13 protein-coding genes are annotated in these 13791 nt (G+C 70.2%); 5 read left to right on the forward strand and 8 right to left on the reverse strand.

From position 1 onward, the window contains the following. Positions 1-57: 57 nt before the first annotated feature. The 3 genes from OV208_RS08525 to OV208_RS08535 all read right to left on the reverse strand — a co-directional run bounded on the left by OV208_RS08525 (position 58) and on the right by OV208_RS08535 (position 4492). Positions 58-1110: a PhoH family protein gene (locus OV208_RS08525; protein ID WP_267573329.1), complete on the reverse strand. Its 1053-nt coding sequence runs from the start codon at positions 1108-1110 to the stop codon at positions 58-60. Positions 1111-1207: 97 nt separating this feature from the next. Beyond that, a complete protein-coding gene (locus tag OV208_RS08530; protein WP_267573330.1) occupies positions 1208-2326 on the reverse strand; it encodes a DUF4388 domain-containing protein in 1119 nt (372 codons plus the stop codon). A 3-nt stretch (positions 2327-2329) separates the two neighbouring features. Continuing rightward, positions 2330-4492 (reverse strand): tetratricopeptide repeat protein, encoded by a 2163-nt coding sequence (locus OV208_RS08535; protein WP_267573331.1) that lies wholly within the window; start codon positions 4490-4492, stop codon positions 2330-2332. 116 nt (positions 4493-4608) lie between these two features. Here OV208_RS08535 and mazG point away from each other — a divergent pair, with 116 nt between their 5' ends. Together mazG and rpsT are read left to right on the forward strand one after the other, a co-directional pair. Continuing rightward, positions 4609-5781 carry a nucleoside triphosphate pyrophosphohydrolase gene (gene mazG, locus OV208_RS08540; protein WP_267573332.1) on the forward strand — a complete coding sequence of 391 codons (1173 nt, stop codon included), beginning with the start codon at positions 4609-4611 and terminating at the stop codon, positions 5779-5781. Between the two features lie 161 nt (positions 5782-5942). After that, entirely contained in the window at positions 5943-6209 is a 267-nt protein-coding gene (gene rpsT / locus OV208_RS08545; RefSeq protein ID WP_120538442.1) for a 30S ribosomal protein S20, read from the forward strand. A gap of 40 nt (positions 6210-6249) precedes the next feature. On the opposite strand, the gene OV208_RS08550 is transcribed toward rpsT, so the two are convergent. The 3 genes from OV208_RS08550 to leuS are packed head-to-tail and all read right to left on the reverse strand — an operon-like array spanning position 6250 to position 9904. Continuing rightward, the gene (locus OV208_RS08550) at positions 6250-6765 is read right to left on the reverse strand and encodes an LptE family protein (RefSeq protein ID WP_267573333.1); all 516 of its coding nucleotides are present in this window, start codon (positions 6763-6765) and stop codon (positions 6250-6252) included. Between the two features lie 32 nt (positions 6766-6797). Next, on the reverse strand, positions 6798-7370 hold the full coding sequence (locus OV208_RS08555) for a hypothetical protein (RefSeq protein WP_267573334.1): 573 nt from the start codon (positions 7368-7370) through the stop codon (positions 6798-6800). Between the two features lie 32 nt (positions 7371-7402). Further along, a complete protein-coding gene (gene leuS, locus OV208_RS08560; RefSeq protein WP_267573335.1) occupies positions 7403-9904 on the reverse strand; it encodes a leucine--tRNA ligase in 2502 nt (833 codons plus the stop codon). Between the two features lie 236 nt (positions 9905-10140). Between leuS and asnS the strand changes: the two genes are divergently transcribed. Continuing rightward, positions 10141-11541: an asparagine--tRNA ligase gene (asnS, locus tag OV208_RS08565; protein ID WP_267573336.1), complete on the forward strand. Its 1401-nt coding sequence runs from the start codon at positions 10141-10143 to the stop codon at positions 11539-11541. Between the two features lie 85 nt (positions 11542-11626). Here asnS and OV208_RS08570 read toward each other — a convergent pair whose 3' ends face one another. Next, positions 11627-12031 carry a cupin domain-containing protein gene (locus tag OV208_RS08570; protein ID WP_267573337.1) on the reverse strand — a complete coding sequence of 135 codons (405 nt, stop codon included), beginning with the start codon at positions 12029-12031 and terminating at the stop codon, positions 11627-11629. 244 nt (positions 12032-12275) lie between these two features. Between OV208_RS08570 and OV208_RS08575 the strand changes: the two genes are divergently transcribed. Together OV208_RS08575 and OV208_RS08580 are read left to right on the forward strand one after the other, a co-directional pair. Beyond that, positions 12276-12584, forward strand: a complete 309-nt coding sequence (locus OV208_RS08575; RefSeq protein WP_267573338.1) for a hypothetical protein — start codon at positions 12276-12278, stop codon at positions 12582-12584. A 53-nt stretch (positions 12585-12637) separates the two neighbouring features. Continuing rightward, positions 12638-12835 (forward strand): hypothetical protein, encoded by a 198-nt coding sequence (locus tag OV208_RS08580; protein ID WP_120544097.1) that lies wholly within the window; start codon positions 12638-12640, stop codon positions 12833-12835. 55 nt (positions 12836-12890) lie between these two features. On the opposite strand, the gene OV208_RS08585 is transcribed toward OV208_RS08580, so the two are convergent. Beyond that, entirely contained in the window at positions 12891-13781 is an 891-nt protein-coding gene (locus tag OV208_RS08585; protein ID WP_267573339.1) for an NAD(P)-dependent oxidoreductase, read from the reverse strand. Between the last annotated feature and the right edge of the window lie 10 nt (positions 13782-13791).

Raw genomic sequence — 13791 nt, forward strand, 5'->3', positions numbered from 1 at the left:
CAAGCGCCGCCACCCCCACCCCGGCGAAAGCCTGGGAGCGGGGGTGGAGGCGAAACGTCACTCCTGCGAACCGCCGGACGGGGCCTCACGGTGGGACTGCGCCTGCTTCTGGGCGTTCTCCGAGCGCTCGTACGCGCGGATGACTTCCTGCACCAGCGGGTGGCGCACGACGTCCACGTCGGAGAACTCCGAGAAGTGGATGCCGTCGATGTTCTTGAGCACCGAGCGCGCGTGGTTCAGGCCGGACATCTTGCCCGTGGGCAGGTCCACCTGCGTCACGTCGCCGGTGATGACCGCCTTGCTGTTGTAGCCCAGGCGGGTGAGGAACATCTTCATCTGCTCCACGGTGGTGTTCTGCGCCTCGTCGAGGATGACGAAGGCGTCGTTGAGGGTGCGGCCGCGCATGAACGCGAGCGGCGCCACCTCCACCACCCCCTGCTCCACCAGCGTCTGGGCGCGCTCCACGGCCATCATGTCGTGCAGTGCGTCGTAGAGCGGGCGCAGGTAGGGGTTCACCTTCTCCGCCATGTCGCCGGGCAGGAAGCCGAGCTTCTCCCCGGCCTCCACGGCGGGGCGCGCCAGGATGATGCGCTTGACCTTGCGCTCCTGGAGGAAGGCGACCGCCATGGCCATGGCCAGGTACGTCTTGCCGGTGCCGGCGGGGCCCACGCCGAAGACGATGTCGTGGGCGCGGATGGCGTCCACGTACCGCTTCTGGGCGATGCTCTTGGGGGCGATCTGCCGGTTGCCGGTGCTCTTGAGGACGGTGCCGAGCATGACCTCCTGAAGCGACTCCGTGCCGCGGCCCAGGACCTTGATGGCCTGCTCCACGTCCTCACGGTAGACGGCGCGGCCGGCGCGGATCATCTCCTCGAGGTTCTCCACGAGGCGCACCGCGAAAGCGACGGCGTCCGCGGGGCCCGACAGGAGCAGCTCCGTACCGCGCTGCCCCACCCGGACGCCCAGGCGCCGCTCCATCAGCTTGAGGTTCTCGTTCTGATTTCCGCACAGGGCCAGGGTCGTCTCGTTGTCACGGACGTCCACCTTGGCGGAGGTGGGAGTGGATTCTGCGCGAGCAGCGGGCACTTCCAGCGTGGCGGGGTTTCGCAATGCGCGTCGTTCCTCGTTCAGTGGTCGCTCGCCGACAACGTAACGCCGCCCCCCCACCCGTGCCCGGTGGACCTCCAGGACGACCTCTAGAAGCAGGCTAGCGCACGGGCGGCAGGAGGATGAACCGCCGAGCGGCCAGCCGACGGTAATAGTACTGCTCCCGCCACGGGTAGCGCAGCTCCTCCGGGGACAACAATCCGGCATCCACCAATGCATCCAGCCGTTCCGGCAGGGTTCCCTTCTCCAACTGGAACACCTCCAGCGCGGCTTCGATGCGGACGCGCTGCGCCTGGGCAATCTGACGCTGGGCGGCGGGATCGCCCAGGACGGTGGCGCCGGACTCCGGCCCCCTGCCACCCACCCACCGGGAGGCGATGAAGGCCAGGGCCGCGAGGACGGCCATGGTCACCAGGACGCGGCCCACCGGGCCCGCCACGCGGGCGACGAGGCGGGTGTCCTCGATGACGGGGGCGCGCCCTTCCGGGTCGATGACGCGCACGTAGTCGCCCTTGACCAGGTTGTAGAGCGCCTTGCAGGTCTCGAATTCGCCCAGGCAGCACAGGTCCACGAGCTTGCGCAGGTCACGCCCGAGGGCGATCTCCTCGTAGACGTGGCGCTCCGAGGGCCCGATGGCGCCCAGCTCCCCGCCCTCGTCGGCGTTGGGGCGGGGCACGGGCAGCGCCTTGACGCGCTCAAAGGTCATGTCGTCGCGGTGGATGCGCTTCCGGATGACGGGCCACTCGTCCACCATCCGGAAGCCCTCCATCAGCACCGTCTCCGCGCGCAGCGGGGTGATGCCTTCGGGGCCCGGCTCCACCGGTTCCTGGATGAATTCGTAGGTGCCCGCCTTCCAGGTGAAGAGGCGGTAGAGCGTCTCCGTCACCTGGAGCTGGGCCATCTGCTGGAAGCGCTCGGCGGTGAGCGCATGGCTGGTCACCAGCACATCCCCCAGGCGCTTGAGGGTGCGCTTCTGCACCTCCAGCGCGGCCTCCAACTGGGTCTCGGTGATGATCTCCGCGCGCACCAGCATGGCGCCGATGAGCTCCTTGCGCTTCCGGGTGATGCCTTCGGCCTTGATGATGTGGCCGTCCTGGAAGCCGACGCGCACCTCCTGGTCCTTGTTCCGGAAGTGGAGCGTGCCCGTCTTCTGCTGCTGCCCGATGAGCTGAAGGATGTCGCCGATGCCGAAATCCTTGAGGGTGCCCTTGAGGGACATGGCTTAGGCCTCCCCGCGCTGGAGGCGGCGCAGGCCGCGCAGCGTCAACAGGTAGACGAAGAAGAGCACGAGGCCCGCGGGCACGAGCTTGAGGTACAGCGGCGCGTCTCCGTACGGGGTGCGGACGAGGCCGCGGTGGAGCACCAGCGCGGTCAGGGAGAAGCTGAACACGAAGGCGTAGAGGGCGCCCCGCACCGGCAGGCCGGTGATGACGTGGCCCGCGCCGGACACCAGTCCGCCCAGCCCATACGTCACGCGCTTCGTCCAGGCCTGATGGCGGTCCACCTCCACCTGCTTGCGCGAGCGGACCTCCTTGGGCACCTGGCTCTTGCGCGCGTAGACATGGACGCACTGGCCGCACATGGCGCTGCCCACGCCCAGGTCCTTGTCGCAGCGCTGGCACACCGCCCGGCCACACCGGTCGCAGTCGCGCGACGCCTTCATCCGCGAGCCCGCTTCACCCATCAGCGCCAGGAGCGCCGCGAGTCCCGCCGTCAGCGCCCAGCCCACCGGGCCCTGGGGAAGGGCGTGCGACAGCCACCGGCCCACCTGGGCCTCCACGCGCGCGCCCTCCGCGGCGCCGTCGGCCAGCTCCATCCAGTCGCCCTCCGGAATCGACGGCGACAGGAGCAGCAGGTTGAGCAGGGGGCGGTCCTCCGGGGGAGGCTCACGGCGCAGCAGCGATTCGTCCAGCGACTGCGCGGTGGCGCTCGCCGTGGTGGCGCGCTCCAGCTCCTTGCTCAACTGTTCATCCGGCACCTGCCGGGCCCGGCGCCGGTACACCTGCGCGAGGTTGTAGTGCGGCGCCGCCATCCTCGGGTCCGCCTGCGCGGCCTGGTTGTAGAGGGGCAGCGCGCCCTCCGCGTCCCCCAGCCCCACCAGCACGTTGCCAAAGCGCGTGAGCAGCCGCGCGTCCCCGCCGCGCAGGGCGGAGGCGGCCTTGAAGTCCGCCCTCGCTTCCTCCAGCAGGCCGCGACGGGATTCGTAGAAGGCGAGCGCGCCCAGTTCCTGGAAGCGGGCCGTCCGGGCCTCGGCGCGGGCACGCACCCGCGCCGCCGCGCCGTCCGCGGACAGACCGCCGCGCTCCAGCAGGTAGACGTCCTCCGCGGGCGTGCCGGCGAAGACGGTGAAGCGCACCAGCGCTCCGGCCGCGAGCGGCATCACGCCCAGGCCCATGATCAGCACCGCCGCCACCCAGCGCTCGGCGCGGCCCAGGTACAGCGCGACCACGGCGAAGAGCAGCAGCAGTTGCGGCACCAGCCCCACGCCCAGCACCGCGGGCAGCGCCAGGAGCAGCAGGCCCAGCAGCGCCGACTGCCAGCGAGCCACCGCCCGGGGGAACAGGTGGTGGAAGTCATGCAGCGCGTAGCGGATCCGCCGCAGGAAGAGCGCGGCCACCACCGCGACCGCCGTGGCCGCCCACGCCGCGAGCGCCACCGCGCCCAGGTCCGTGAGCGCCGGCCGCCGGTAGCGCGCGTCCTTCGCCAGCGTCACGAGCGCCGTCTTCCATTCACCCAGGAAGCGCGGAAGGTTCAGCGGATCCTCCACCGCGTACGTCTCCGCGCGGGCGAAGCGCGCCGAGGGCAGTCCCGGCGAAAGGGTCACCGCCACGTCCAGCAGCGCGAGCGTCCCGGAGAGATCCCCGGCGCGGCGGCGGACCTCGGCCTCGCGCAGGAAGCCCACGCTCAGGGGCTCCAGGTCCGTGGCGAGGATCTCCTCGCGCAGCTTGAGCAGTTCCTGCTGGGCGGTCTGCGCCGCGGCCCTGTCGTTGCGGGCGCGGGCCTGCTTCCACCGCTCCCACACCGCCAGCAGCTCCGCGTCCACCACCTTGGGGGCCATCACCGGCGTGGGGCCGGGGCGCGGCGGGACGACGACGGGCTCAGGCTCCACCGGCGCGGCGGGCACCACCACGGACTTGGGCGGCGGGGTGACGACGCGGCCCTTGCCCGTGGCACGCCGGGGCTCCGGATCCGGTTCGTCCATCACCTCTTCCTCCGGCTCCGGCTCCGGATCGTCGTGGACGGTGGCGTCCCCGGGGTCGGTCTCCTGCGGATCTTCCAGATAGGTTTCCTGGATGCGCGTGGGTGCGTCCTGCATCAACGCAGGGGCGCGCGCGGGGACAAGCAGCACGAGGCAACAACACAGGCCGAGGAACGAGCGGAGCATCCGAGCGGCCGATGATAGGCGACAGCGGGGACGACACGAAATCATGAGTCCCCGTTCCCCCTGCGCTCCCACGTGCTACAGGAGCGCCCGGCGGGGGATTGCTCGGGAGCAAACGCATGGCGGCGCCTGGATCAGAGCTGGAACGACTGGTGGGGATCATGCAGCGGCTGCGGGCCGAGGGCGGCTGCCCGTGGGACCGCGAGCAGGACCTGCGCTCGCTGCGCCCCTACCTGACCGAGGAGGCATTCGAGGTCCTGGACGAAATGGACCGCGTCTCCGACGGCGGCCCCTGGCGCCCCCTGTGTGAAGAGCTGGGGGACCTGCTCTTCCAGATCGTCTTCCACGCCCAGCTCGCGGCGGAGCTGGGCGAGTTCACGATGGCGGACGTCTGCGCGGCCATCAGCGACAAGATCACCAGCCGGCACCCGCATGTGTTCGGCACCGAGCAGGTGAAGGGCGCCGAACAGGTGCTCTCCAACTGGGCGAAGCTGAAGGCGGACGAGCGCAAGAAGAAGACGGGACGCGCGGGTTCGGTGCTGGACGGCGTGCCCACCGCGGCCCCCTCCCTGCTGCGCGCCGAGCGCCTCACCGAGAAGGCCAGCCGCCTGGGCTTCGACTGGCCGGACCTCGCCGGGGTGCGCGGCAAGCTGGACGAGGAGCTGCGCGAGTTGGACGAGGCCATCGCGGCCGGCGGCCGGGACGCCATCGAGCACGAGCTGGGGGATGTCCTGTTCTCGCTCGCGAACCTCGCCCGCTTCGTGAAGACGCCGGCGGAGGACGCGCTGCGCATGGCCTCGCGCCGCTTCGTCACCCGGTTCCAGTACATCGAGGCCCGGCTGCACGAGGAGGACGTGCCCTTCGGTGGCGCGACCCTGGAGCACATGGAGCGCCACTGGCAGGGCGCCAAGGCCCAGGAGAAGCTGCTGCCCCCGCCCGCCCACCTGCCCCGCGCCTCCGTGGCAACCCTGCGCCTGCCGGTGCCGGACGTGGCCGCCCAGCGGGCCTTCTGGGACCCGGTGGCCTCCTGGCTGGGCTGGACCTCCACCCAGTCTCCGGACGGCACGGCGGCCTACACGGGCGCGGGCCTGGGGCTCGTCTTCACGCCGGCCCCCGCGTCCTCGGTCCAGGCCACCCTGACGCTGGATGCGCCCTCCCCGTCCGCCGTCGCCCGGTTGAAGGACCTGCTACAAGCCCACCACCCCCGCAGCATCGTTTCAGGCCCCGAGGAGGGCCTGCGGTTCCAGGACCCGGCCGGGCTCACGTGGGAATACACGCCCCCGTCGGTTTGATTCTCCCCGCGAGTGGCATCAGGCCCCTCGCGAGTGCCGTTCGAGGCGTTCCGGAACCGGAAATCCTGATCGCGTTTGCACGCGTGCCTTGACGCAACGGGGGCGTCGAAGTAAGGACGGCCCCTCTTTTTCCTTGTCTTGCCTTCCGCTGGAGCATTGCCTTGGCGAACACCAAGTCTGCAGAGAAGCGTCACCGCCAGTCCCTGAAGCGCCGCGCCCGGAACGTGAACGTCCGGACGTCGGTGAAGGACGCCGTCAAGTCCGCCCGCGAGGCCATTGCCTCCAAGGACGGCACGAAGACGACGGACGCTCTCAAGGCGGCTTCCAAGACCCTCAACAAGGCGGCCAGCAAGGGCGTCCTCCACAAGCGCACCGCCTCGCGCCGCATCTCCCGGCTGGCCAAGGCCGCCGCGAAGAAGTCGGCCTAGTCGTACCCCGCCCTGGGTTGAGGACCGGGTTTCCCGGTCCTCACCAGGTGCTGGCCAGTCGGTCGTACCCATCACGCATGAGCGTTTCCGCCAGGCGTGCCAACGCCGCCTGACGGTTGGCTTCTGCTTCCAGGACGTTGCCCCGGCCCTGGAGATAGTCCTCCGTGCCCGCCACCACCGTCTCCCCGAGCAGCTGCCCCTCCTTCACGAGGCGCAGGCGCACGGTTGTGTAGACGCGGTAGTTGTTGGCGACGATGGTCGGGGACGCCCCGACATTGAGCACCACCCCTTCAATCGTGGCGTTGCAGCCCGGCGCGCTGGCCAGGCGGCCCGCCTGGATGAGCTGCTGGCGCAGGTAGCGCGTGAAGAGGTTCTCCAGCGTGGGCTCCGGCGTCTCGTTGATGAAGATGGGCGCGCACACCTGCCCCACCCCCTCCGGCAACGCGGAGCCCCACGGGCTGAAGCGGTAGCCGCACCCGGACGCCAGCACCGCCGCCGCCACCACGCCCGCCCGGGCCCACCGGTACGCACTCCCCGCACTCCAGGTCGCCCACATGGGCGCGCACCCTACCCGCCCGCGATCCTCCGTCAAGCGTCGGGGCCGGACACCGGCACGCCTCGCGCGCGTCCGGCCTCCAGCAGCGCCACCCGGGCCGCCTCCAGCCGGGCCTCCCGCGCGGAGCCCCGGAGCGCCATGCCCAGCGGCCACTGCAACCGTGCGCCGTCCTCCACCTCCACCGTGAGGCCCTGGTGGCGGTACAGGGCCGCGAGCAGCACGCCCACGACTCCCGCGGCGAGGGCCATGATCCGGATGGCCTGCGTCGGTGCCCAGAGGCCCAGCAGCGCGAAGGCGAGCAGTCCCAGCGCCTCCACGTAGGGGCGCGTGCGCCACTCCAGCCGGCGCACCCGCGTCCACGCGACCTCCACGGGCGGGCTTCCGGAACGCCCCTGGAAGGTCAACCGCTCCGCGTCCATGGACAGGCCGCGCCCATTGCCCAGATCCAACGCGAGCGGGGCGGTGCGCGGGGGTGGAGGGGACGCGGGGGCCTGGGGCGGCAGGGGCGCCTCCGGCAACACCGCGTTGCAGAAGGCGCAGCGGCGCCGGGCCGCCGTCTGGGGGCGCCCGCAGGCGGAGCACATGACGAGCACTTCCGCGGGCACCGCCCCTCCCTTCCTGGCTTCAGCGATTGGCGTCAGCCGACGACGAAGTTCACCAGCCGCTTGGGGACGAAGACGAACTTGCGCAGCGTCTTGCCCTCGAGGGCGGACTTCACCTTCTCCTCCGCCTCCGCCGCCGCGCGCACGTCCGCCTCGCTCGCGTCCGCCGCCACGCGCACCTCCGCGCGCAGCTTGCCGTTCACCTGCACGGCGTACGGAATCACGTCGTCCACCACCAGCGCCGGGTCGAACTCCGGCCAGGCCTCCGACACGGTGAGCACCTTGGAGCCGTAGGCCTCCGCCAGCTCGTCCGCGATGTGCGGCGCGAACGGGGTGAGGATGCGCGCGAGCAGCCGCATCGCCTCCGCCATGGCCGCCTTCTCCGCCTGCGTCTCCGGCGTGCCCACCGCATAGAGCGCGTTCACGCACTCCATGATGCCGGCGACACCGGTGTTGAAGGACAGGCGCTCAATCGCCTCGCTTACGCGCTTGAGGCACTTGTGCGCCGCGCGGCGCGTCTCCAGGGCCTTGCCCTCATAGGGGCCGTCGTACGTGACGTCCGCCACGGACGCATGGTGCGTGGCGGCCAGCGTCCACACGCGCTTGAGGAAGCGGGCGACGCCCTCCACCTGATCCGGGGACCAGTCGAAGTCGCGCTCCGGCGGCCCCGCGAAGAGCACGTAGGTGCGCGCCGTGTCCGCGCCGTACTTCTGCACGATGGTGGAGGGCGCCACGCCATTGCCGTAGCGCTTGCCCATCTTGCGACCGTCGGCGCCGTTGACGATGCCCTGGGTGATGAGCCGCGTGACGGGCTCATCCACCGGAGACAGGCCGAGCAGCTTCATGATCCGGGTCCAGAACCGGAAGTAGAGCAGGTGCATCGTGCCGTGCTCGGGGCCGCCCACATAGACGTCCACGGGCAGCCAATGCTTGGCCACCTCGGGGTCGAAGGGCGCGGCGTCGTAGTGCGGCGACAGGTAGCGCGCGAAGTACCAGCAGGAGTCGACGAAGGTGTCCATCGTCTCCGCCTCCCGACGCGCGGGACCGCCGCACTTCGGGCAGGTGGTGTTGACGAAGGACGCGACCTTCGCGAGCGGCGGCTCGCCCCGGCCAGTGAGCACCTCCTGCGTGTCGATGTCCGGCAGGCGCACCGGGAGCTGATCCAAAGGCACGGGGATGCCCTTGCGCTCCGGATCGCACTTCTCGCAGTAGATGATGGGGATGGGCGTGCCCCAGTAGCGCTGGCGGCTGAAGCCCCAGTCCCGCTGGCGGTACGTCACCGTGGCCTTGCCCTTGCCCTGGGCCTCCAGCGTCGCGGCCATCTTCACGCGCGCCTCCGCGGAAGGCAGGCCGGTGAAGTCCCCGGAGTCCACCAGCACGCCGTCGTCGGTGGAGGCCTCGGTCAGCGTCTCCCCCGCGCCCAGCTTGTCACCCTTGGCCGGCTGGATGACCACGCGCACGGGCAGCGAGTACTTGCGCGCGAAGGCGAAGTCGCGCTCGTCGTGCGCCGGCACGCTCATCACCGCGCCGGTGCCGTAGTCGCTCACCACGAAGTTGGCGATCCAGATGGGCACCGGCTGCCCGGTGAACGGATGCAGCGCGTGCGCCCCGGTGAAGACGCCCTCCTTCTCCGTGTCCTCGCCCAGCCGCTCCGTCTTGTTCTGCGCCGCCATGCGCTTCGCGAACGCTTCGACGTTCGCGCGCTGCTCCGGCTTCGTCACCTGGGCCACCAGCTTGTGGTCCGGCGCCAGCACCACGTAGGTGCAGCCGAAGAGCGTGTCCACGCGGGTGGTGAAGACGCGCAGGGCCGCGTCATGCCCCTGCACGCGGAACTCCACCTCCGCGCCGTCCGAACGGCCAATCCAGTCACGCTGGCGGGTGGTGATGCTGTCCGGCCATTGCTTGAGCGTGGGCAGCGCGTCGAGCAGGTCCTGCGAGTACTTCGTGATGCGGAACGCCCACTCGGGCATCTCCTTGTCCAGCACCTCCGAGGAGCAGCGCTCGCAGCGGCCGTCCTTCACCTGCTCGTTGGCGATGACGGTGTGGCAGCCCGTACACCAGTTCACCTTGCTGAAGCGGCGATAGACGAGCCCGCGATCCAGCAACTGGAGGAAGAACCACTGGTTCCAGCGGTAGTACTCCGGCTGGCTGGTGTTCACCTCGCGCGACCAGTCGTAGCTGTAGCCGAGCGTCTTGATCTCCGCCTTGAACGATTCGATGTTCTCGCGGGTGCGAATGGCCGGGTGGACGCCGTCCTTGATGGCCGCGTTCTCCGCCGGCAGACCGAAGGCGTCCCAGCCCATGGGGTGCAGCACGTCGAAGCCGCGCATCTGGTAGTAGCGCGCGTAGACGTCCCCGATGAGGTAGTTGCGCACGTGCCCCATGTGCATCTGGCCACTGGGGTACGGCAGCATCTCCAGGACGTACTTCTTGGGGGCGTCCGGACGCCTGCCTGCCCGGAAGATGCCCTCCTCGTCCCAGCGGGCCTGCCACTTTCCTTCAATCGACTGCGGCTCGTAACGCTCGTTCATCGCCATGGCTTTTCAGTCTCTTAGCGGGAGGTGCGACATGCGGGCAACAAGTCTTGCCGCGTCGAAGGGCCCGACGGTCCGCCCCCGTACGGCCTGCCTCCCTGGACGGCCTCCAGGCCCGGGAACCTGACCGGGGCCCCCATGTGGGTGCCCCGGGCTGGGGGCGGCCTTCGCTCGGTGCTTGCCCTCCGGCCCGGGCGCGACTAACTCGCCTTCCCGGTCTGGCGCAGAGGGAGAGCACCATGCAGGTCGTGAGTGTGAAGAAGGCCCTTTCGGGGTCGGTCGAGGCGGGCTCGAAGGTGGAGGTGCGCGGCTGGGTGCGGACGCGCCGCGACTCCAAGGCGGGCATCAGCTTCGTCAACGTGAGCGACGGGTCGGTCTTCGACCCCATCCAGGTCGTCGCACCCAATTCGCTGCCCAACTACGAGAAGGAGATCCTCCGGCTCACCGCGGGCGCCTCCGTCATCGCCAAGGGCACCCTGGTGCAGTCCCAGGGCAAGGGGCAGGCGTTCGAAATCCAGGCGGACGAGGTGCAGGTGCTGGGGTTGGTGGATGACCCGGACACCTACCCCATCACGCCCAAGCAGCACTCGCTGGAGTTCCTGCGGGACGTGGCGCACCTGCGCGTGCGCACGAACACCTTCGGGGCCATCACCCGCGTGCGCAACTCCGCCATGCAGGCGGTGCACCGCTTCTTCCACGAAGAGGGCTTCTGCTGGGTCAACACGCCCATCATCACCGCGAGCGACGCGGAGGGCGCGGGCCAGATGTTCCGCGTGTCCACGCTGGATGCGTCCAACCCGCCGCGAGGTCCGGACGGAAAGATTGACTGGGGCAAGGACTTCTTCGGCAAGGAGGCCTACCTCACCGTGTCCGGGCAGCTGAACGTGGAGGCGTACTGCCTCGCGATGTCGAAGGTGTACACGTTCGGCCCCACGTTCCGCGCGGAGAACAGCAACACCACGCGGCACCTGGCCGAGTTCTGGATGATTGAGCCGGAGATCGCGTTCGCGGACCTCAACGAGGACGCGGCGCTGGCGGAGCGGTTCCTCAAGTACGTGTTCAAGGCCGTGCTCAACGAGTGCGCGCCGGACATGAAGTTCTTCGAGGAGCGCCAGCAGAAGGGCGTCACGGAGCGGATGGAGAAGTTCATCGGCTCCAGCTTCGAGCGCATCGACTACACGGACGCCATCTCCATCCTCCAGAAGGCGAAGAAGAAGTTCGAGTACACGCCGGAGTGGGGCAAGGACCTGCAGACGGAGCACGAGCGCTACCTCACCGAGGAGCACGTGGGCCGGCCCGTGGTGGTGATGAACTACCCGGAGGCCATCAAGGCCTTCTACATGCGCATCAACGAGGACGGGAAGACCGTCGCCGCGATGGACGTGCTGGCCCCGGGCATCGGGGAGATCATCGGCGGCAGCCAGCGCGAGGAGCGTCTGGATGTGCTCGACGCGCGCATGGTCAAGTTCGGCCTGAACCCGGAGCACTACCAGTGGTACCGCGACCTGCGCCGCTACGGCACGGTACCGCACGCGGGCTTCGGGCTCGGGTTCGAGCGGCTCATCGTCTACATCTGCGGCCTGCAGAACATCCGCGACGCCATCCCCTACCCGCGCGTTCCGGGCTCCGCGCAGTTCTGAGTTCCACGCGGTAGCGGACCGTGGGCGGAGACCCCGCCCGCGGTCCGAAGCATCGTGACACCCGGGGCGTCGTCGCCCGCCGGGCCTACTGGAGGACGGAGGGCTCTGCCTCCTCCTTCTCCTTGGGTGCCTCGACGCGGGCGTAGTCCTCCGCGCCGGTGAAGTCCACGGCGCGGCAGGGCTCCTTGCCTACGACCCAGGCATCGTGGCCCGGGGGGATGAAGGCGACGTCGCCCGGCCCCAGGTCGAACTCCTGGCCGTCCCGCATCTTGACGTGCAGTTGCCCGGACAGGATGCAGGTGGTGTGGATGACCTCGCAGAACTCGGTTCCGGCGAGCGGCTTCACGTCCTTCGACCACTGCCAGCCGGGTTCGAAGACCCCACGGCCGATGGTGAGCTCGCCGAGCTTCAGGACATCCGCGGAGCCGTGCGCGACGAACGGCCGGTGCTCGTCCGAATCGCTGACCTTCTTGATGATTGCGCGTGCCATGGCTGTCTCCTCCAAGGAATGGAGGCCGTGCTCAGTCATTGCTCAGCCGACCTCGGGTCCATGGGAAATCTGGGGGTCGCGCGCTCGGGCGCACAGGTCGCGCCCGTGGGTCGTCCAGATAGACCCTCGTGACCATGGCCGACGGGCAGCGCCCCGGCTGGGCCGTCCCGAGCGCCCAGGGTGTTCACCCTGACAAGGGAGGCCTGGGTTTGACGGACGCGGCGCCCTGGCTACGTTGGGCCCCGTGTCCTGGCATGCGCGGCAGGTGGCTCGCTGGTTGAGGTTGGCGCTGGCGTGCGTCGCGCTGGCGCTGGGCGCTGGTGCCTCCGCGCATCCCCTGCCCGGGCCCGAGGGCGTGGTCGCGGTCCTCGTGGACCGACGCGCGCCCGAGGCACGACGTCCGGCCGAAGTGGCACCCGCCCGGCGCCGGGGCTCCACGCCGCGCATCCGGGAGGCTCGCGCACAGGCCACCGTCCACCGCGTCGCTCGCACGCCCAGGAGTCCAGGGCCGCCGCACCCGCTCTACCTCCTGCACCGGGCGCTCCTGCACTGAGCCCTTCCAGCGGCCCCGTCCCTGGAAGGTCCTTCGGTTCCTGGAGTCTCCCCATGTCGCTGCTTTCGAACGCGGGGCGCGCCTGCTGGCGCGTCCTCAAGGCGAGCTTGCGCAGGTGCATCCGCGCCTGCCGGCTCGTCCTCATCCTCGTCCTCGTTGTCCTGCCCAATCCCCTGGTGATGGTCCTGTCGGTCTTCCTGACGTCGGAGCGCCGCAACCTTCCCGCGGAGGTGCTGCGAAAGAAGAAGTGAGTCCCCGCCGGGACAGGGCCTCCCGTGGCAGGTGCCCGGGAGGCCCTTCGTCTGCTCAGGACTTCTTCTTCAAGCCCGCTCGGTCCCGCGCGAGTTCGCCCAGCGCGGACCAGTCCTCATCCCCGCGTCCCTGCGCGACACCGGTGAGGAAGTGGTCGCGCAGGAGGCTCGCCAGCGGCAGTGGCACCTCGGCGGCGCGCCCTGCTTCGAGCGCCAGCGTCACGTCCTTGAGGCCCAGGCGCAGCGCGAAGCCCGCGGGGGTGGTCTGCCCCTTCGCGATGGCGCCCGCGTAGTTCTCGAAGATGGGCGAGCGGGCGAAGACGGACTTGAAGACGTCCAGGAACGCGGCGCGCTCCACGCCGGACTTCTCCGCCAGGGCGAAGGCCTCCGACAGGGCCTCCATCATCGACGCGATGAGGAAGTTGCCGGAGAGCTTCACCACGTTGGCGGCCGAGGGCTTCTCCCCCAGCTCCGTGAGGCCGCGCCCCAGCGCAGTGAGCAGCGGGCGCACGCGCTCCACCTGCGCCCGAGGGCCCGCGGTGATGACCCAGAGTTGCTTGCCCTCGGCGGCCTCCGGACGGCCGAAGACGGGGGCGGAGACGTAGCCCTGGCCCGCGTCCGCGTGCGCCTTCGTCAGCCGCTCCGAGAGCGCGACGGAGATGGTGCTGGAGGAGACGTGGACCGCGCCCTTCGGCAGGGCCCCGACGAGGCCGTCCGGGCCCAGGGTGGCGGCTTCGACGGCGGGGTCATCCGCCAGCATGGACACGACGACCTCCGCGTCACGCGCCGCATCGGCGGGCGTCTTCGCCACGCGCGCGCCCTGCTGTTGCAGCGGCTGCGCCTTGGAGGCGGTGCGGTTCCAGACGGTGACTTCATGGCCCGCGCCGAGCAGGTTCTTCGCCATCGGCGCGCCCATGTTTCCCAATCCGATGAAGCCGACCTTCATGGGGATGCTC

Source organism: Corallococcus sp. bb12-1 (genome assembly GCF_026626765.1).
In the GTDB taxonomy this organism is placed as follows: Bacteria; Myxococcota; Myxococcia; order Myxococcales; family Myxococcaceae; genus Corallococcus; species Corallococcus terminator.

Coding starts and splice junctions, on each gene's coding strand:
- OV208_RS08580 (WP_120544097.1), top strand. CDS start 12,638: ATGTCGCTGCTTTCGAACGCGGGGCGCGCCTGCTGGCGCGTCCTCAAG.
- OV208_RS08535 (WP_267573331.1), bottom strand. CDS start 4,492: ATGCTCCGCTCGTTCCTCGGCCTGTGTTGTTGCCTCGTGCTGCTTGTC.
- OV208_RS08550 (WP_267573333.1), bottom strand. CDS start 6,765: ATGTGGGCGACCTGGAGTGCGGGGAGTGCGTACCGGTGGGCCCGGGCG.
- asnS (WP_267573336.1), top strand. CDS start 10,141: ATGCAGGTCGTGAGTGTGAAGAAGGCCCTTTCGGGGTCGGTCGAGGCG.
- OV208_RS08570 (WP_267573337.1), bottom strand. CDS start 12,031: ATGGCACGCGCAATCATCAAGAAGGTCAGCGATTCGGACGAGCACCGG.
- OV208_RS08585 (WP_267573339.1), bottom strand. CDS start 13,781: ATGAAGGTCGGCTTCATCGGATTGGGAAACATGGGCGCGCCGATGGCG.
- mazG (WP_267573332.1), top strand. CDS start 4,609: ATGGCGGCGCCTGGATCAGAGCTGGAACGACTGGTGGGGATCATGCAG.
- leuS (WP_267573335.1), bottom strand. CDS start 9,904: ATGGCGATGAACGAGCGTTACGAGCCGCAGTCGATTGAAGGAAAGTGG.
- OV208_RS08530 (WP_267573330.1), bottom strand. CDS start 2,326: ATGTCCCTCAAGGGCACCCTCAAGGATTTCGGCATCGGCGACATCCTT.